The organism is Marasmitruncus massiliensis, from assembly GCF_900186535.1.
Classification (GTDB): domain Bacteria; phylum Bacillota; class Clostridia; order Oscillospirales; family Ruminococcaceae; genus Anaerotruncus; species Anaerotruncus massiliensis_A.
The window spans coordinates 1,307,909-1,326,481 of record NZ_FYDE01000005.1; the positions used below are offsets into that span (position 1 = coordinate 1,307,909).

Consider the following 18,573-nt stretch of genomic DNA (forward strand, 5'->3'; position numbering starts at 1 on the left):
AAAAGGAACGGTATGATTACATGACGGCAGAAACAATCAAATCAAGTGAACAGATTAAAATTTATATTGCGCAGGCAGACCGTGCATTGGCCGCTCTTGGCTATACGGAGCACAGCTTTGCGCATGTGACGAAAGTTGCCTGCTTTGCCCGGCAGCTGCTGACCGACCTCGGCTACGACGACCGCCTGGCGGAACTTGCGTGGATAGCGGGCTATATGCATGATATCGGAAATATCGTCAACAGGGTGGATCATGCACAAAGCGGGGCGGTGATGGCTTTCCGGATCCTGGACAATATGGGAGCGGACGCGGAGGAGCTTTCCGTTATTATCAGCGCAATCGGCAACCATGATGAATCCACTGCTTTCCCGGTGAATGAGGTATCTGCCGCTCTGATTCTGGGCGATAAAACCGACGTGCGCCGCAGCCGCGTACGTAACAGCGATCTGGCGACGTTCGATATCCACGACCGGGTAAACTATGCGGTGGAGAATGCGAAAACCTACCTGAATGAAGAAAAAACCGCTCTGATTCTGGAACTTCATATTGATACGGCAATTTCACCGGTCATGGATTACTTTGAAATTTTTCTGGACCGGATGCTGCTCTGCCGCAAAGCGGCCGAAAAATTGCGCCTGGAATTTGAACTAGTGATCAATGGACAAAGGATCCTATAATAACTATATCGGCATGGATGTGAGATTTCCCAACTACAGCCAACATTTTTTTATCACAAAACGGTCCTGCATGATTCAATATATCCATTTTTCATGGTTATAATGTCAATATAAAAAAGGGCGGTGGGAATTCCCGCTGCCCTTTTTTATAATATACCTTTTCCAGTGTCGATCACAAGAAAAAATTTGACTGATTCAGGAAAAAGCCCCTTCTTTTTCAAAACGTGCCCGCAGGGTGCCGATTGCTTTTTTCTCAATTCGTGAAACTGTTCGTATCGTCTATTGTAAGCGATTGGCTTTCAGAAATGGATTCCTGCCGTCGGAAGCGGAAATGGATGATAATTCGTTTGTCCTCGGTCAGTTCAACCCGCTCAATCAGGCTGACGAGCAGCTCCCGGTTTGACCATGCGCCGTCGATAAAGCGGTCTGCCAGTGCGCGGGCCAGCTTTTTCTGTTTCTCCGGCTCATATATGGGCGTTTCCATCCCGGACAGCTTTTGTTCCAGTGCCGCCCGTTCCTGTTTGACTCTCTGGTAGATGCGTTCAAAATCGTGCTCTTCCAGTATACCGGAAAGACGGTCCGTGTATATCCGGTCAAGATGCGCCGTCAGGCTTTCAATTTTGGACTTGAGCGTCTCCGCTTTCTGTTCGCGGCTGTCGGCCTGACTCGCTTCCTCCACCGCTTTCTCAGCTGCCGGAATGAGTTCCTCGGCCCGCACATATTGCCCGCAAACCTCCCGCACCTTTTCTATGACCGCCTCCGTGACGGTTTGTTCCTTGATGGAATGACAGGTACATACCCCGGCTTTGGTAAAGCGCTGGTAGGTTCGGCAGACAAAGTAAAGGCAGTCTTCCCCTCTGGCGTTCTTTCGGTTGAGGACAGCCAGCGGATAGCCGCATTCATGGCAGAAGATGAGGCCTTTCAGCAGAAAATCATAGGTACGGGAGCGGGTGGTTTTGCGGCTGCCGAGTAACTGCTGCGCCTTATCGAAGGTTTTCCGGTCGATCAGCGGTTCATGTGTGCCCTCCACGATAATCCAGTTTTCCCGCGGCTGGCGGACGCACTTCTTGGATTTGTAGCTGATTTTTTTGGAGCGTCCCTGCACCATGTTGCCGATATACGTCTCGTTTTGAAGCATGTCGGAAATCCGTTCACTGGACCACATCCCCGAATACGGACCGGTTCTTCCCGGCGCCAGCCCCGCATAGGCGGCGGGCGTCGGCAGTTGCTCCGCATTCAGTGCGGCCGCAATCCGGCGGCAGGACAGCCCCTCCAGCGCCATGCCGAAGATTCGGCGCACTGTGGGCGCAGCTTCTTCATCAATGACGATTTTGTTCTTTTCCTCCGGCGCCATTTTGTAACCGTAAAGAGGTTTGCCGCCGATAAAAAGCCCCTTGCGCTGTTTGTCGTGCTTGACGCTTTTGATCTTTTTTGAAATATCCTTGGCGTACATGTCGTTCATGATGGCGCGGAACGGCGTAATATCGTTGGCGGTGCTCTCGATTCCGGTATCGATGCCGTCCAGCAGGGAGATGTAGCGAACCCGGTTTTCCGGGAAGTACCGCTCCATATAGTGCCCGGTCAGGATATAATCACGGCCAAGACGGGACAGGTCTTTGGTAATGACCATATTGACCTTTTTTGCCTCGATATCCGCAATCATGCGTTGAAAGGACGGCCGGTCAAAATTGGTTCCGCTCCATCCGTCGTCAATGTACGTATCAAATACGCAAAGCTTGTTCTCTTTTGCAAAAGCAGTGAGCAGGGACAGCTGGTTGGTTACGCTTTCGGATTGTCCTTCGTTTTCATCCTCCTTTGATAGTCTGATGTACAGTCCCACATGATAGTCCATTGGGTTGCTCACTTCGAGGTACATGTCATGACTCCCCTAATAAGCGGTCATTCATCATGATCATGATCAATGGACTGCTTTTGAGAAAGCAAGCTTGAACTTGTTATTTTTAAGTTCTCTTTCGAGAAAAAAGTGAAATGATTGAGCTAATAAAAGCCGAAAATCATCACCTTCGTCGGAAAAGCGGCAATCCACCATGATTTTGCGTGCGCTCATTTTAAATACCTCCTTCAGGACTATGTTTCATTGATATGCGGCGACAAAACCATTTCTGCGTGTCCAAAAGGAAAAAGCGCGGCGCCATTCAAAACAGTGGCGCCGCGCGAATCATCTTTCTCAGCCTTCCGGGTCCGGTACTTTCTCTGCGATCAGCCGCAGGTTGTTTTTGAGCCGTTCATCGCCTGAGCTGGCTTCGAGCGCCGCCTTCGCGTGTCCGAGCGAGCGCTCATACATTCCCAGCCTGTACGAGGCGATCGCGGCCAGATCGTGGGGGGTGTAATCCCACGCATATCCCATATTGACATAGGTCTTCGATTTTTCCTTGATCTTTAGCGCTTCCTCCGCCATGAAAAGGGCCATCGGCCAGTCCGCCACCAGGTAGGCGATTTTCGCACATTCAACGTACGGCTCGCGCATCGTGGGCATCTCGGCGATCGCCCGGAAATACCACGCATACGCCTCCCTGATATTTCCAAGGCCGTGGTATGCCTTCGCGATCCACCGCATGGATGCGCAGCGCTCCTCCTTCCAAGTCGCGGAGGGCAGGGAAAGATGCCGCTTCAGCGTATCAATGCATTTCTGCCACTCGCCTTTGTACATATATTCCCGGCCAAGATAGTAGGCGACGCGGTCGCCCGTGGGATCCTCCTCGACAGCGAGCTCCAGCAGGGGCAGGTAGGAGCCGCGCGATTTGGTGGGGTCCGGGTAGTGGTTGAGCACCATGCCGTCGACCGTGACGGTCGTCCTGAGGCCGTCCCCGATGTAACTCAGGTACTCGTGCACGGGGCAGGTCCACAGGAAGCCGTGCCGTGCGTGCACCTTGGAATAATACATCTGCACGTCGGGAGAGCCGTCTTTTTTCAGGCTCCAGTTGTACAGATACCTTCCCGATTTGGCATCCGGCGTCCAGGCGCGCTCCAGGCATTCCCTCCAGCCCGGCTCGAACAGTTCGTCGAGGTCGGTGCATACGCAGATATCGGCGTCCTCCGGGACATGGTCCAGCGAAACGTTGCGCGCAACGTCAAACCGCCACGGCCTGATCACGTCGATATACACCACGGCCCCGCGTGCCCGCAGACGCTCCGCCGTCGCATCGTCGGAGCCGGTGTCTGTCACGATCACGGCATCTGCTTCGCACATTGAATCCATCCACTGGTCCACAAATTTTTCCTCATTTTTGCATATGGCATAAACGTATACCTTATATCGGTTCATAACGACTTCCTCAATTCATCATGTCAGTTTCAGTGCGATCAGCTCCAGGTTCTTTTTGAGCTGCTCGTTGTCCGGCGCCAGCTCGAAGGCTGTTTTGGCGTAGCTGTACGACTCCTGGTACAGCCCGAGCCGGTAGGCGCTGATAGCCCCGAAATTATAAAGGCTGTAACCCCATGACTCCGGCTCCAGCAGGTAGCTGCCGGATTTTTCGGTGATGGCCAGCGCCTTTTCTACCATCAGATAGACAAGCGGCCAGTCCCCCTGAAGATAGCCAAGCCGCGCCAGTTGGAGATACGGCTCCCGCACGCGCGGGCATTCGGCGATGGCCTTGTACAGCCACAGGCGTGCCTCCCACAGATCACCTTTGGCCTGGTAGCTTCTGGCGATGAAGCGCATGGACGCACATCGCTCCTCATCCCATGCCGCGGAGGGGAGCGACAGGTGGCGCTTAAGTTCGGCGATGCACGCGTCGTGCTGCCCGTGATACATATACTCCCTGCCCAGCCAGAAGGCCGTCCGGTCATCTGAGGGATTTTCCCGCGCCGACAGTTCCAGAAGAGGCAGGTACTGCGCCCGCGGCTTGGACAGGTCGGGGTGGTGATTCAGCACCATATCCTTGACCCAGACGGTCGATTCCTTGTCCGGGCCGCTGTATTCGAGCACCTCGTGCACCGGGTGTACCCAGCGGAACCCGTGCCGCCGGTGTACCTTTTCCATGGCATACTGTTTATCGGGCGAGCCGTCGGCGCGGTAGCTCCACGTGAAGAGGTAACGCGCACGGGTATGGTGCGGCTGCCACGCTTCTTCAAGTTTTTGCCGCCAGCCCGGCTCGAACACCTCGTCGAGGTCGTTGGAGACGCAGATGTCCACGTCGTCCGGGATATGGTCCATTGCCTTATTGCGGGCGGTATCAAACCGCCACGGGCGGATTACTTCCGTGTAAACCTTGGCGCCCCGCGCACGCAGGCGTTCCACCGTGGCGTCCTCGGAGCCAGTGTCGGCCACTACGACCAGATCCGCCTCGCTTACGGCGTCCATCCATCGGTCGACAAACTGCTCTTCATTTTTACAGATGGCATATACGCAAATTTTGTACTTGTTCATGTCAAAACATCCCATACCTTTTCTCAATGTCGTGTATACATCCGGGCGCCCGCGTCAGACGCGGGTGCCCGGATGTTTGTGCGCCGTTTTGCGGCGCTTGTTTCATTTATGGTGATCGGTTCAAATGCGCGATCGGCCGTAGGCCGTTCATATCGAACAGCGGATCAGTCAAGCCGGACGATGGTCAGCGTTGCGCCGGCCGCGCCGGGAACCAACGTTACCGCGCCCAGAAGCCCAAAGAGCTCAAGCTCGACCGTTGCACCAGCCGGCAGCGTTTCGATGACGCTTCCGCTTAGCGTGCTCGCGGACAGAACGGGCTGATCGATTGAGGCCGCCGAGGGCGTTCCGTTGATCAGCAGCTGTGAACCAACCAGTGCGGCAGCAGTCATATTGACCTCGTACGAAATCATATAGCGTCCGGCAGGTCCGACCGTAAAGACCGTATCCGTGCCATCAGGCGTTATATCCGCCGAGAGATTCTGACTGTCGGCCAACGGGACAGGTGTTCCGGCAAGCACGACCGCAATGACATCACCCGAGGTGTTTGCGGCAAAGCCAGACGTTGCCGTCGTAGCAAGTGCGGCCACGCCGGCTGGGCCAGTGTCACCGGTTGGGCCAGTCGGGCCGGTAGGACCAGTATCACCGGTCGGTCCGGTATCGCCAGTCGGGCCAGTGTCGCCAGTCGGTCCAGTGTCGCCGGTAGGACCAGTATCACCAGTCGGGCCGGTATCGCCGGTAGGGCCGGTAGGACCAGTATCACCGGTCGGTCCGGTATCACCAGTCGGTCCAGTGTCACCAGTCGGTCCAGTGTCGCCGGTAGGACCAGTATCACCAGTCGGGCCAGTGTCACCAGTCGGTCCAGTGTCGCCGGTAGGACCAGTGTCGCCGGTCGGTCCGGTGTCGCCAGTCGGGCCAGTGTCGCCGGTAGGACCGGTATCGCCAGTCGGGCCAGTGTCACCAGTCGGTCCAGTGTCACCAGTATCACCAGTATCACCAGTATTACCAGTAGGGCCAGTGTCACCGGTAGGACCAGTATCACCAGTCGGTCCGGTATCGCCGGTAGGGCCGGTAGGGCCGGTAGGGCCGGTAGGACCAGTGTCACCGGTTGGGCCAGTGTCACCAGTTGGTCCGGTATCGCCGGTAGGGCCAGTGTCACCAGTTGATCCGGTGTCGCCGGTCGGTCCGGTATCGCCGGTAGGGCCGGTAGGACCAGTATCACCAGTCGGTCCAGTGTCACCGGTTGGGCCAGTGTCACCAGTTGGGCCGGTGTCGCCGGTCGGGCCAGTATCACCAGTCGGTCCAGTGTCACCGGTAGGACCAGTGTCACCAGTCGGTCCAGTGTCGCCAGTATCACCAGTCGGGCCAGTGTCACCAGTCGGTCCAGTGTCGCCGGTAGGACCAGTGTCGCCGGTCGGTCCGGTGTCGCCAGTCGGTCCAGTGTCGCCAGTCGGTCCAGTGTCACCAGTCGGGCCAGTGTCACCAGTCGGTCCAGTGTCGCCGGTCGGTCCAGTGTCGCCGGTCGGTCCGGTGTCGCCAGTATCACCAGTCGGGCCAGTGTCGCCGGTAGGACCAGTATCACCGGTCGGTCCGGTATCGCCAGTCGGGCCAGTGTCGCCGGTAGGACCAGTATCACCAGTCGGTCCGGTATCGCCGGTAGGACCAGTATCACCGGTCGGTCCGGTATCGCCAGTCGGTCCAGTGTCGCCGGTAGGACCAGTATCACCAGTCGGGCCAGTGTCACCAGTTGGTCCGGTATCACCGGTTGGGCCAGTGTCGCCGGTAGGACCAGTGTCGCCGGTAGGACCAGTGTCGCCAGTCGGTCCAGTGTCGCCGGTAGGACCGGTACCACCAGTCGATCCGGTGTCGCCGGTCGGTCCGGTATCGCCAGTCGGGCCAGTATCACCAGTAGGGCCAGTGTCACCAGTTGGTCCGGTATCACCAGTCGGTCCAGTGTCGCCGGTAGGACCAGTATCACCAGTCGGTCCAGTGTCACCGGTTGGGCCAGTGTCACCAGTCGGGCCAGTGTCGCCAGTCGGGCCAGTGTCACCAGTCGGTCCGGTGTCGCCGGTCGGTCCGGTGTCGCCAGTTGGGCCAGTGTCGCCGGTCGGGCCAGTGTCGCCGGTAGGACCAGTGTTGCCGGTCGGGCCAGTGTCACCGGTCGGTCCGGTATCGCCAGTCGGTCCGGTATCGCCAGTAGGACCAGTGTCACCGATCGGTCCGGTGTCGCCAGCTGGGCCGGTAGGCCCAGTAGGACCAGTGTCACCGATTGGTCCGGTATCACCAGTTGCTCCGGTGTCGCCAGCTGGGCCGGTAGGCCCAGTAGGACCAGTGTCGCCGGTCGGTCCGGTAGGGCCAGTGCCTCCGCCGCCTGTCAGATCATCCTCGACGACGACAAGCGTTGCCGTAAGTGGGAGCGTGGTGGCATAGAAGACATCGCCCGCACTTGCATTGACCAGGGACACCGTCACAGGCGCAGTGGTGACCTCGATGATGCCGATGCCTACAACCTCGGTGGTTTTCACCGGGGAGTTTCCTTCAAGAAAATCGCCCTGAGACGACGACAGTGCAAACACTATGCCGTCCGAAGTCATTGTGGATTGGGTTGCCACCCACCAGTTGATGACATACCGTCCGGCCTCGTTAAACGTTATCACGCCTGTTGCGCTGTTATAGCTCACATTTCCAGCGGAAAAGACGACCGTTTCAAAAATCACGTTACTCGAAGGCGCTACCGAACCTGCGGAGGCGCGTTCGATTTGTAACGCTATATCGCTCATATTGAATCCTCCTATCTATTGATTGAAACATCATTTTTATACATTCTCCAGACAAACGCCGGGACGGCAAATGCGGTGTACTCCGGCGCGCCCGTACCGGGGACTTGGACAACCAGGAAAGGCTCTCCCCGCCCCATTTAAAAGCAGGGCGGCTGGAGGATAACCGACCTTGCCACCCTTATCATATGATCGATTCGCGCCGTCCGCGCCTGTTTGCTGTTTGACTTATAGGGGCTTGTTTGCAGCATTGCCGCCCGTACGGCGCTTTTCTGGTCTGTTTGCTGAGTTGTTCCCCCTGTTTCCCTTTAAATAAAGATTTTTAAATTTTTCAGATGGCAGGCAGGGCAAGGCGTCATCGCCCGGCGTGGGCAGGGCGATGCTCCGTCCTCCCGCATGGATACTGCCAAGCTCAATGGTCTGCGGGAGTTTCCTCCGACTTACAATAACCATGTCGCGATACATAGGAGCGGGATATTTTCAAATGATCTGCGACTTCGCGCTGTGTCAGAGGCCGTGTGCCACCCAGTCCATATCGCATAATGATAATCTGTCGTTCGCGTTCATCCAATGCGCCCTCGATGTAATGATATAATTGCTCCGACTTGATATGTAAATCAATACAGTCAACAATATTATCATCCTCTGCCATAATGTCCATCAATGTCAGGGAATTTCCATCCTTGTCGGTATCGATCGGGTCGCTGATATAAACGTCCTGAGCAGATTTTTTCTTGTTCCTGAAATGCATCAGGACTTCATTTTCGATGCATCTGGATGCATAGGTCGCAAACCGGACGGATTTTTCCGGTTTAAAGGTCGAAACTGCCTTGATCAGCCCGATCGTTCCGATGGAGATCAAATCATCCTGATCTTTAAACGCCGCATAGTATTTTTTAATAATATGCGCTACAAGCCGTAGATTGTGCTCAATCAGGCGCGCTTTCGCATCCTGATCGCCCTGTGCAATCCGCTCCAGACACTCGCGCTCTTCCCGTGCGGAAAGAGGGCGGGGAAAAGACCCGGTTCCGGTAATATGCAGGGCAAAATACAGCAGATTGCAAAGGCATGCAAACAATGATAGCATGAAAAACCTCCTTGCCCCGGTAGCCAGTCGGATGGCCTAGAATGCTGTACCACTATCTATATGTAAACTGCGGAAATATGTGCAAGTCCGATGCACAAAAACAAAAGAATCGACAGCACGAATCAAATATACAGGTTGGAAAAATGTACTGGCGTTGCATACCGTAGAATGCTATAATACGATTATTAATAAAAATGCATGAATAGTCGAACCTATTTTTTGGCAGGAAAAGAGAATTTCATGGAGAATCTGTTGTTCTATTATTTGCTCATTGCAAATGCGGGGGGATTGTTGCTTTGCGCAATTGATAAGTGGAAAGCAAAACGGCATGCATGGCGGATACCGGAAAAGGTGCTGTTTGGTACAGCTTTTCTTGGAGGGGGGCTGGGCGTCTGGGGCGGAATGTATCTGTTCCGCCACAAGACAAGGCACTGGAATTTCGTGTTGTTTATACCGCTGATTGTATTATCCGAATCGGCCGCACTGTTTTGGCTTTTGCTGTGGTACCGGTAGGAAACTTGAAAAGAGGGGAAGAACAAAGATGGCAAAAAGAATTGGCATACTGACAGCGGGCGGGGACTGTCCCGGCCTGAACGCGACCATCCGGGGCGTGGCAAAGGCGCTTTATCAGAAGATGGACGATGTGGAGATTGTTGGGATCGTCGACGGGTACAGGGGATTGATCGAAGGGGATTCCCATGAGATGAAACCGTCGGATTTTCGCGGGATTCTGACAACAGGCGGGACCATTCTCGGGACGGCCCGCACACCTTATAAAAGCATGAAAATTGTAGAAGATGATGTGGATAAAGTGGCGCGGATGAAGCAGAACTATAAAAAGCTGCATCTGGACGGCCTGCTGGTTTTGGGCGGTAACGGCACCCATAAGACCGCCAATCTTCTTCATCAGGAGGGGCTGCACATCATTGGGCTGCCCAAGACCATCGATAACGATATTTGGGGAACCGACGTGACGTTCGGCTTTCATACTGCGGTCGATATCGGTACTGAGGTGGTTGACCGCGTCCACACGACGGCAAGCAGCCACAAACGGGTCATGGTGATTGAGATCATGGGAAACAAGGCCGGCTGGCTTACGCTTTATACAGGTGTTGCCGGCGGTGCGGATGTAATCTTGATACCCGAGATCCCATACGATATTAAAAAAGTGGTGAAAGCGGTGGAACGGCGTGCGGAAAATGGCAAGGGCTTTTCAATCATAACCGTTGCGGAAGGCGCTTTTGACATTGAGGAAGCAAAAATGAAGAAAAAAGAGCGTGCCGAAAAACGCGCCGCTGCCGGGTTTGCCACCGCGACCAACCGGATTGCGCGGGATATTTCGGCAATAGCCGGGTTTGATACCCGCGTGGTGGTTCCGGGGCATTTCCTGCGCGGCGGCTCTCCGTCTTCTTATGACAGAGTACTGGCATCGCAGTTCGGGGTCTACGCAGCTGATCTTGTGAACAAGGGGATTTTCGGAGTAGCTGTTGCGGAACAGCACAATATGGTTACACACAATCCGCTGGAGCTGATAGCGGGCAGAAGCAAACTGGTCCCCGCCGATGATCAGATGGTAATGGCCGCAAAGAGCCTTGGAATCTCGTTTGGCGACTGATTGCCACTAAATATGGGGGCCGGTGTTTTTGCCGTCCCCTACGTGTTGGATGCAATTTCTTTTTTTCGCCAAAAAATTTTAAAATCCTATTGACAAACATACCCGGTGCAGTTATAATAAATAACGCACTGTTCGAGCGAACGATGTCCGGGAGCTTAGCTCAGCTGGGAGAGCATCTGCCTTACAAGCAGAGGGTCACAGGTTCGAGCCCTGTAGTTCCCACCATTCAAATTGGCCTGGTAGTTCAGTTGGTTAGAACGCTAGCCTGTCACGCTAGAGGTCGTGGGTTCGAGCCCCATCCAGGTCGCCACTTTCTTTTTATAAGAAGTGATGTAGTTGCCTTTGTAGCTCAGTTGGTAGAGCAGAGGACTGAAAATCCTCGTGTCGTTGGTTCGATTCCGACCGAAGGCACCACATTGCGGGTTTAGCTCATTTGGTAGAGCGCCACCTTGCCAAGGTGGAGGTAGCGAGTTCGAACCTCGTAACCCGCTCCAACAAAGAGAGGCAGATGTGAATAACATAGTCTCTTTTTCCATATACTTGCCGTATATGGAATTCGGCGCCATAGCCAAGCGGTAAGGCAGAGGTCTGCAAAACCTTCATCCCCCGGTCCGATTCCGGGTGGCGCCTCCAGAGCAAGAATGAATCCTGTGTTTTATGACGCGGGGTTCATTTTTTATATCTCATACGTCAGTTAAAGACATAAAAGCCGTCCTGCGGAATTTTTTGTTCCGCAGGACGGCTTTTTTCGAAAGGCATATAGATTTTAAAACAGCGCGTATTGCACGCCGAGGGAAGTGACCGACAGCATAACCCAGCAGATCAGTCCCAGTAAAATCGGCTTGACACCGCTTTTCAGAAGCTTCACCAGATTGGTATTCAGCCCGATCGCGGACATTGCCATCACGATGACAAATTTGCCTGCCTGCGAAAGAAAATGGCTGATTTCAGCGGGCATGTGGAAGAAAGTATTGATAACCGAGGCGGCGAGGAAACCCAACACAAACCATGGGAATATTTTTGCAAATCTGTAATTGCCTTTTTGGGCGCCGGCAGTCTTTCTGGAGGTGTAAATCGCCAGAAAGACGGTAACAGGGACAATCATCAGGGTTCTGGTCAGCTTGACAATCACGGCGAGGTCTCCCGCAGCATTGCTGAACGAATAGCCTGCGGCAACCACCGACGAGGTATCGTTCACCGCCGTACCGGCCCAAAGCCCGAAATTCTGGTCGCTCATACCGAGCAGGTGTCCAAGGAACGGGAACAGGAAGGCTGCAATGACATTGAACAGAAAAATTGTGGAGATGGAATGCGCGATTTCTTCGTCATCCGCATGGATGACCGGCGCGGTCGCCGCGATCGCGGAGCCGCCGCAGATTGCCGAACCGACACCAATTAACGTTTTAGTGTTGCCGTTGAGCTTCAGCAATTTTCCGGCAGCGTATGCAGTTACAAAGGCGGCGGTCAGCGTAAAGGCCATCAGAATCAAGGTCTGTTTTCCGACCTGAAACACTTGAAAAAGGTTCATGTCAAAGCCCAATAAGATAATGGAGTATTGCAGCAGTTTTTTTGATGTATACTGTATTCCCCCATTTAATGATTCGGGCCTCCGCCAGAAAGCGAGCACCATGCCGAACAGGATTCCCAGAACAGGGCTTCCGACAATCGGAAAGACTTTCCCCAGAAGCCATGCGGGAATCGCGATGGCGGCGCAGAGGGCAATTCCGGGGAGCTTGCTAGTAATTGATTTCAAATAATCTCCTCCTCTTCGGTGTTTATCATATACCTTGACAGAGGATAAGTAAAATATTATTATCAAATCAATATCATAAGTGATTCATAATGAGAAGAAGTGATTTCCATGACATTAAGGCATTTTAAAATTTTTATTGCCGTTTGTGATACGATGAATATGACCTCTGCCGCAGAGGGACTTTTTATGTCCCAGTCTGCTGTCAGCCAGGCGATTGCGGATTTGGAACAGCATTACGGCGTGCGGCTTTTCGAACGGCTGTCGAAAAAACTGTATCTGACGCAGGCGGGGAAAAAGCTCCAGAGTTACGCCCGCCACATGATTCGGATGAATGAGGAAACAGAACGTGACATGGTCATGCTGCACGGTCATGGCCTGATCCGCGTCGGCGCGAGTGTAACCGTCGGCGCACATGTGCTGCCGAAGCTCGTGAAGCGGTATCAGGAATTATCGCCGAATGTTCAGATTGAGGTGGTCGAGCATAATACTGAAAAAATTGAGCATTTTATACGGAATGACCAGATTGATGTCGGGCTGGTGGAAGGGGAAACCTCTTCCACCGAGCTTTTGCAGAAGCCGTTCCTGCAGGACGAGCTGATCTTGGTCTGCGGATGCGGACATCCGCTTGCGGGCAGAACTTTCATCGAATCGCCGGAGCTGGAACGGGAGGATTATATTGTCCGCGAGGTCGGCAGTGGAACGCGCAAAACCTTTGAAGATGTGATGGCCGCCAACCGGCTGTCCTGGAAAGCAATCTGGACCTGTAATAATGCCGACACGATCAAAATGGCAGCTGCCGAAGGACTCGGCGTTTCGGTTATTTCCCGCCGTGCTGTGGAAACCGAAGTGGCTGACGGCAGACTGCTCCCAATAGAGGTTAAGGGGCTTCGGTTTCTCAGGCAGTTTAAAATCATTATTCATAAGAACAAATATCTGACGGAACCAATGCAGCAATTCATGGATGTATGTATGGGTTTGAACAAACAGGAGGAGGTATAAAAATGGCAGAGATTTATCTGGCGGGGGGATGCTTTTGGGGGATGGAAAAATATCTAGCATCGGTTTCCGGCGTAGAATCCACACAGGTGGGATATGCAAACGGAAGGACGGAGAATCCGACCTATGAAGAGGTTTGCCGGAACAATACCGGGCATGCCGAAACGGTCAGGGCGGTGTATGACCCGCGCGTTTTACCGCTGGAATTTCTGCTGAATCTGTTTTATGACGCCATCGACCCGACGTCGCTTAACCGGCAGGGAGGGGACGTGGGGACACAGTACCGCACAGGTATCTATTATGTGGACGAGCATGACCGGCCCGTGATTGAGCGCTCGCTTGCAGACCTTCAAAAACACTATCAAAAGCCTCTGGCAATCGAACTCAAGTTGCTGGATCAATTTTACCCGGCGGAGGACTATCATCAAAGCTATCTGGATAAGAACCCCGGAGGCTACTGCCACATCGGCGCGGACAAGTTCCGTAAGGCCAGATGCGCGGTGGCGGTACGCCCCGAAAACTATCAGGCACCCGATCCGGAATCCCTGCGCCGCACGCTGACGGAAACACAGTACCGCGTGACGCAGGAAAACGCAACCGAGCCGCCGTTTCAGAACGCGTTCTGGGATCATTTCCAGCAGGGCATCTATGTGGATATCACCACAGGCGAGCCGCTTTTCGTATCGGCAGACCAGTTCGAGTCCGGTTGCGGATGGCCGAGCTTTTCAAAGCCGATTTCTCCGGAGGTCGTTCAGGAAAAGACAGACCGTTCCTTTGGTATGCAGCGGACAGAAGTGCGCAGCCGCGTCGGGAACGCGCACCTCGGCCATGTGTTTGAGGACGGCCCGCGGGAATCGGGCGGCCTCCGGTACTGCATCAACAGTGCCGCGCTTCGTTTCATTCCAAAGGAAGAGATGGAGCAGGAGGGCTATGGGTATCTGTTAAAGCTGCTTGAATAACAGATACCTCTTTTCGTACTTGATACGGACATAATCGATGATCTTTTTGTGGCACGCAAAGTTGGAAATCCCGCCGACAACGCCGACAATCGGCAGACCCTGAATAAACTTCATCGTGATCATTTCAGCGGCCAGCGAACGGGAGGCCGCCTGCATTTGCAGGGAAAGATCATATAAAAAGGATTGTTTCCGGTTGAGGCCATAAGCGGCGGCGTCAATCTCCGCATTCAGCTTGATGAGCGTTTCCGGGCCGGCAAGCGAGGCTTCGATCAGCTTCAGGATATAATACTGCTCTTCCGGCTCGTCATAGGAAAAGCCGTAGCTGAGCGCGATTTCATAAATGGTTCTGAGCAGCGTGCCGATGAACAGCGGAATATCGGGAAGGCCGATCCCCAAAACGCCCAGAACGCTTCCTTCCACCGCCGCGGTAAGTCTGTTAAACCGCACGCTTTTGTCCGCCTGCCGGCTGATGCGCGACAGGTTTTTCCGGCTTGGTTTTTTCGTATAGCCAAGTTCATGCAGTTCATGGTCCAGCAGGAGCTGCTCTTTGTCGTAGGTTTTTTCCAGGATTCTGGAACCTTTTCCGAAAATCAGCTGAAAGCCCTTATAAAACGCGGCCTCCAGCGTCTGGTTCAGTCCGTCCGGAATCGGGAGCTTCCATTTTGCGGGAGAAGCGTACCGGAAAGCGGCGGGGCGCGACATTTTTGCCAGTAGCCGCGACTCTTTTTGTTCCACATGTATCAGCTGCCTGTTCAAATCGTTCTTCATAGTTTCCCCTTTGCAAAATGCAGTCTTCGTTTTGGATATCTTACCGCCGCTTTCTCTCCCTGTCAACCGGGGCAGAGGAATTCCGGATTTGACGGCTGATACAAAAAAGCACCTACAAGTTGTAGATGCTTCCTCAGAATCAGGCTTTCACAGGAGCCCCATCATTCATAAACGATTTTAAAGCCTGATTTTTCAATGCAGTCTTTGATTTGGGTCGCTGACGCCGGTTCGTTATAATCTACTTTGATGGTGCTTGTGCGCAGATTGACACCTATCTCCTGCACACCTTCAATTTTGTCCAGCGCGTTTTTGATCTGGGTCTTGGATTCCTTATTCGGAATTCCCGATACACTGCATAACATCGTATACATCTTATTCACCTCATTGCTTGCTCGTAAAAGCGGATTTTCTGTCAGCTTTTTTTCTCATGCCTGCTTTCGTGTACGCCGATTTTATGCCCGTCAATGATGCCGGCGTCGGCGTTCCTTTTCGGGTCCATTTTTCTCAGTTCGGGATTGCTTTTTTCCCTGTCCCGCATGCGGTTTTTATTGTTATCCATCCTGTGTTCTCCTTTCCATGCTCCCTGGCCGGCAACTTTAGTATCTGTTTTTCGGAACGGTTTATTCGATTCCGGCAGGCTTCCGATTATGAAGGACGCTTGCAAAAAATTTGTAAAAATCAAAAAACGCCCGGATACAATTTGTATCCGGGCCATTTCAATCAATTGGTTAAGTAGCTTGAGTTCCCACCATTTTGGAGGCGTTGCGTCGGAACTTTTTGACGACCGCCTTGATGAAGAACAGGAGGAAAAGGAGGAGCACTCCCGTCAATACGATGGTGCCGCCGGGTTTCAGCCCGCGATAATAGGCAACAAACAGCCCGACCCCTGTAGAAAGCACCGCGAACGTAATCGACCAGCAGACTGTCTGGCGGTAGCTTTTCGCAACCTGCAGAGAGCATGCGACCGGGACGACCATCAGGGAGGAAACCATCAGCGCCCCCACCGTTCTGGCGGCGACAGACACGGTTACAGCGGTCAAAAGGGTAAAAATGAAATTGACAAGGTCGACCGGCACCCCCGACAACCGGGCGGAATTTTCATCAAAAGCGATGTAGCAGAGCTCCTTATAAAACAGCAGAAAGCAGCCGGCGACGATGATGCTGACGGTGACCACCAGCTTTAGTTCAAAATCGCTGATTGCGACAATGCTTCCAAACAGAAAGCTGTTGAATCCTGCCGCGTTGGGGACGAACCCCGACAGGATTCCCGCGAGGCCCACGCCGGCCGACATCATGATGGCGATCGACATTTCCGCGTAACGGGGGATCTTTTTGCGGATGGCTTCAATCCCGAACGCCGCCCCGGTGCACGCAATCATGGCGCCGACTACCGGATTGATGTTTCCGATCAGTCCTGCCGCAACCCCCGCGAGCGAGGTGTGCGATAAAGCGTCGCCGATCATGGAAAGCCGCTTAAACACCACGATTACGCCGATACAGGGGATAATCACCGCAAGCAGAATTCCGACAAGAAAAGCCTTGCGCATAAATGCAAATTCAAAAATTTCCACTAGCATTCTCCAATTCTGACTTCACAGATCGTCTGATCCTTGAGCTCCAGAAACCGGTTTACATACTGCCCGGTTTCTTTGATATCATGGGTGACCATTAAAATGGTAATTCCCTGCTGGTTTAGGTTTTTCAGCAGGCGAAACAATATTTTTTTGGAATGGGCGTCAATGCCGGAAGTCGGTTCGTCCAAAATCAGAAGCTTCGGCTCGTTCACTAAAGCCTTGGCAATCATCACCCGCTGAAACTGGCCGCCGGATAATGCGCTTAGCTGGCGGTTCTGATAGTCCCCCATTTCGACTGCTTTCAGCGCCTGAACGGCCTTATCTATATGGCGCCTGCGGGGCATGCGCATGAACCTGATATCGGAAAACTCGCTGAGCGTGACAATTTCTTTTGCGGTCGCGGGAAATTCACGGTGGGCGTCGCCGCCTACCTGAGGGACATAGCCGATCTTAGGCCATTCCCGAAACTGGCCGACAGGCGTTCCCAAAATTGTGATTTTACCGGAGACAGGACGAAGCTGACCCAGCAGAAGCCGGATCAGCGTGCTTTTTCCTGTTCCATTTGAGCCGATGACACCGACAAAATCTCCATCCATGATCTCCGCGTTCACATGGTCCAGTATGATTTCCTTGTCATAAGCAAAGCATAAATCCTGAATTGATAATAGCTGTTTCATCGTTCGTTATTCTTTCAAAGAGGCGACGAGCGTTGCCAGATTCTTTTCCATAACAGATAAATAATCTTCGCCGGCCGCGAGCTGTTCTTCGGTGAGGCCTTCCAGTGGGTTGAGCATATCGGTTTTCACACCGATTTCAGAAGCGATGGCTTCGGCGGTTTTGGGGCTGACAAGCTCTTCGAAAAAGATGGTTTTGACGTTGTTGTCCCTTGCAAACCGGATAATTTCCGCCATGCGCGCGGGGTCAGGCTCGGAATCGGCGGACAGTCCCTCGATTCCCATCTGCGTCAGGCCATAATCGCTGCAGAGATATCCAAAAGCTTCATGCGCAACGACAATGGTTTTGTTCGGGAGCGCGGAAAGCTGATCCGTAAATTTTTGATCCAGCTCGTCAAATTTCTTCGCATAGCCGGCATAGTTCTCTTCATAATAAGCGGTGTTATCCGGATCTGCCTGGACAAGCGCATTTTTAATGTTTTCCATTTCCGCCTTGGCATTCCGGATACTGATCCAGACGTGAGGATCGTATGCCGACTCTTCCTCATGCTCATCCTCGTCCTGATCTGTCTCTTCCTCGTCATGGTGATGCCCTTCCTGAAGGGTAATGCCTTTTGAAGCTTCCACCGTAACGAGATCTTTATTTGTCAGAGAACCGACAACCTTATCAACCCAGTGCTCCATGCCCGCGCCACTATACACCAGTACATCGGCCTTTTCCAGATTTGCAAGATCGGTGGTTGAAGGCTCCCAGTCATGCGGCTCGGTCCCGGCGGGAACAAGATTGGTTACATTGACTTTATCACCGCCGACCTTTACCGTGAAATCGTACATGGGGTAAAAGCTGGTGTAAATGTTCAGCTTATTTGCATCCTCCGGAGACTGCGACGGTTCCGCGGTCTGTGAAGAAAGCGAACTGCTGTCGGCAGAAGACGACAAGGTTGCGGTTCCGCAGCCTGCCATCAGAATCACGGCAACAATGGAAGAAAGAATGGGGATGATCTGTTTTTTCATGTTCTGGCTCCTTGCTCAAGATGTAAAAGGTTTTTGTGATACGACTGATTTGCAAATGGAAATCATTTGCATTTAAAGTATAACACTTTTTCTGCCGCAGTCAAGCGTATTTCAAAAAAACATATGACCGTTTGGCGCCGTGCCGTTTTGGATATGGTTCCTATTATTTTTGGCGATAGGGCAGCTCTTATTACCATTTACATGCCAATTAGGAGAAAAGTAGTGTTGTATATCAGCCCGGATGATGTTATAATTTAACTGTTAATATTTGGGCATCGGCAGACACTTTTGG

The 18,573-nt window shown here is 53.1% G+C and carries 19 protein-coding genes and 5 tRNA genes; 10 read left to right on the forward strand and 14 right to left on the reverse strand.

Annotated features, from left to right (window positions below):
- The first annotated feature begins 20 nt into the window (after positions 1-20).
- A complete protein-coding gene (locus C1A10_RS14350) occupies positions 21-677 on the forward strand; it encodes an HD domain-containing protein (RefSeq protein WP_101910904.1) in 657 nt (218 codons plus the stop codon).
- A gap of 253 nt (positions 678-930) precedes the next feature.
- On the opposite strand, the gene C1A10_RS14355 is transcribed toward C1A10_RS14350, so the two are convergent.
- From C1A10_RS14355 to sigK, 7 genes are all read right to left on the reverse strand, one after another.
- Positions 931-2,553, reverse strand: coding sequence for a recombinase family protein (locus C1A10_RS14355; protein WP_101910905.1), 1,623 nt, complete (start codon positions 2,551-2,553; stop codon positions 931-933).
- Between the two features lie 42 nt (positions 2,554-2,595).
- On the reverse strand, positions 2,596-2,745 hold the full coding sequence (locus C1A10_RS18565) for a hypothetical protein (protein ID WP_180951154.1): 150 nt from the start codon (positions 2,743-2,745) through the stop codon (positions 2,596-2,598).
- 120 nt (positions 2,746-2,865) lie between these two features.
- On the reverse strand, positions 2,866-3,963 hold the full coding sequence (locus tag C1A10_RS14360) for a tetratricopeptide repeat-containing glycosyltransferase (protein WP_101910906.1): 1,098 nt from the start codon (positions 3,961-3,963) through the stop codon (positions 2,866-2,868).
- Positions 3,964-3,981: 18 nt separating this feature from the next.
- Positions 3,982-5,067: a tetratricopeptide repeat-containing glycosyltransferase gene (locus C1A10_RS14365; protein ID WP_101910907.1), complete on the reverse strand. Its 1,086-nt coding sequence runs from the start codon at positions 5,065-5,067 to the stop codon at positions 3,982-3,984.
- 164 nt (positions 5,068-5,231) lie between these two features.
- Positions 5,232-5,561 carry a BclA C-terminal domain-containing protein gene (locus tag C1A10_RS18800; protein WP_242968939.1) on the reverse strand — a complete coding sequence of 110 codons (330 nt, stop codon included), beginning with the start codon at positions 5,559-5,561 and terminating at the stop codon, positions 5,232-5,234.
- Positions 5,528-7,348: a thioesterase domain-containing protein gene (locus C1A10_RS14370; RefSeq protein WP_242968940.1), complete on the reverse strand. Its 1,821-nt coding sequence runs from the start codon at positions 7,346-7,348 to the stop codon at positions 5,528-5,530. The genes C1A10_RS18800 and C1A10_RS14370 overlap by 34 nt, the downstream gene beginning before the upstream one ends.
- A 905-nt stretch (positions 7,349-8,253) precedes the next feature.
- Positions 8,254-8,928 carry an RNA polymerase sporulation sigma factor SigK gene (gene sigK / locus C1A10_RS14375; protein WP_101910908.1) on the reverse strand — a complete coding sequence of 225 codons (675 nt, stop codon included), beginning with the start codon at positions 8,926-8,928 and terminating at the stop codon, positions 8,254-8,256.
- Between the two features lie 240 nt (positions 8,929-9,168).
- Between sigK and C1A10_RS14380 the strand changes: the two genes are divergently transcribed.
- The 7 genes from C1A10_RS14380 to C1A10_RS14410 all read left to right on the forward strand — a co-directional run bounded on the left by C1A10_RS14380 (position 9,169) and on the right by C1A10_RS14410 (position 11,176).
- Positions 9,169-9,441 (forward strand): DUF1294 domain-containing protein, encoded by a 273-nt coding sequence (locus C1A10_RS14380; protein WP_101910909.1) that lies wholly within the window; start codon positions 9,169-9,171, stop codon positions 9,439-9,441.
- Positions 9,442-9,469: 28 nt separating this feature from the next.
- Entirely contained in the window at positions 9,470-10,543 is a 1,074-nt protein-coding gene (locus C1A10_RS14385; RefSeq protein ID WP_101910910.1) for a 6-phosphofructokinase, read from the forward strand.
- A 149-nt stretch (positions 10,544-10,692) separates the two neighbouring features.
- A tRNA-Val gene (locus C1A10_RS14390) sits at positions 10,693-10,768 on the forward strand.
- An 8-nt stretch (positions 10,769-10,776) separates the two neighbouring features.
- A tRNA-Asp gene (locus tag C1A10_RS14395) sits at positions 10,777-10,853 on the forward strand.
- Positions 10,854-10,881: 28 nt separating this feature from the next.
- Positions 10,882-10,957, forward strand: a tRNA-Phe gene (locus C1A10_RS14400).
- A gap of 4 nt (positions 10,958-10,961) precedes the next feature.
- Positions 10,962-11,037, forward strand: a tRNA-Gly gene (locus C1A10_RS14405).
- Between the two features lie 64 nt (positions 11,038-11,101).
- A tRNA-Cys gene (locus C1A10_RS14410) sits at positions 11,102-11,176 on the forward strand.
- 133 nt (positions 11,177-11,309) lie between these two features.
- On the opposite strand, the gene C1A10_RS14415 is transcribed toward C1A10_RS14410, so the two are convergent.
- A complete protein-coding gene (locus C1A10_RS14415) occupies positions 11,310-12,296 on the reverse strand; it encodes a YeiH family protein (RefSeq protein WP_101910911.1) in 987 nt (328 codons plus the stop codon).
- Between the two features lie 108 nt (positions 12,297-12,404).
- On the opposite strand from C1A10_RS14415, the gene C1A10_RS14420 reads away from it, so the two are divergent.
- Together C1A10_RS14420 and msrB are read left to right on the forward strand one after the other, a co-directional pair.
- Positions 12,405-13,295: a LysR family transcriptional regulator gene (locus tag C1A10_RS14420; RefSeq protein ID WP_101910912.1), complete on the forward strand. Its 891-nt coding sequence runs from the start codon at positions 12,405-12,407 to the stop codon at positions 13,293-13,295.
- 2 nt (positions 13,296-13,297) lie between these two features.
- Complete coding sequence (gene msrB, locus C1A10_RS14425) at positions 13,298-14,251, forward strand: peptide-methionine (R)-S-oxide reductase MsrB (protein ID WP_101910913.1); 954 nt, start codon at positions 13,298-13,300, stop codon at positions 14,249-14,251.
- Here msrB and C1A10_RS14430 read toward each other — a convergent pair.
- The 6 genes from C1A10_RS14430 to C1A10_RS14455 all read right to left on the reverse strand — a co-directional run bounded on the left by C1A10_RS14430 (position 14,234) and on the right by C1A10_RS14455 (position 18,281).
- Positions 14,234-15,019: an EcsC family protein gene (locus C1A10_RS14430; protein ID WP_101910914.1), complete on the reverse strand. Its 786-nt coding sequence runs from the start codon at positions 15,017-15,019 to the stop codon at positions 14,234-14,236. The two genes, msrB and C1A10_RS14430, sit on opposite strands and share 18 nt — an antisense overlap.
- Positions 15,020-15,180: 161 nt before the next feature.
- Positions 15,181-15,390: a heavy-metal-associated domain-containing protein gene (locus tag C1A10_RS14435; protein WP_101910915.1), complete on the reverse strand. Its 210-nt coding sequence runs from the start codon at positions 15,388-15,390 to the stop codon at positions 15,181-15,183.
- Between the two features lie 41 nt (positions 15,391-15,431).
- Positions 15,432-15,578 (reverse strand): hypothetical protein, encoded by a 147-nt coding sequence (locus tag C1A10_RS18570; RefSeq protein ID WP_180951155.1) that lies wholly within the window; start codon positions 15,576-15,578, stop codon positions 15,432-15,434.
- 169 nt (positions 15,579-15,747) lie between these two features.
- The gene (locus C1A10_RS14445; protein ID WP_423241421.1) at positions 15,748-16,596 is read right to left on the reverse strand and encodes a metal ABC transporter permease; all 849 of its coding nucleotides are present in this window, start codon (positions 16,594-16,596) and stop codon (positions 15,748-15,750) included.
- Positions 16,590-17,270 carry a metal ABC transporter ATP-binding protein gene (locus C1A10_RS14450; protein ID WP_101910918.1) on the reverse strand — a complete coding sequence of 227 codons (681 nt, stop codon included), beginning with the start codon at positions 17,268-17,270 and terminating at the stop codon, positions 16,590-16,592. The genes C1A10_RS14445 and C1A10_RS14450 overlap by 7 nt, the downstream gene beginning before the upstream one ends.
- 6 nt (positions 17,271-17,276) lie before the next feature.
- Complete coding sequence (locus tag C1A10_RS14455) at positions 17,277-18,281, reverse strand: metal ABC transporter substrate-binding protein (RefSeq protein WP_101910919.1); 1,005 nt, start codon at positions 18,279-18,281, stop codon at positions 17,277-17,279.
- Positions 18,282-18,573: the final 292 nt, after the last annotated feature.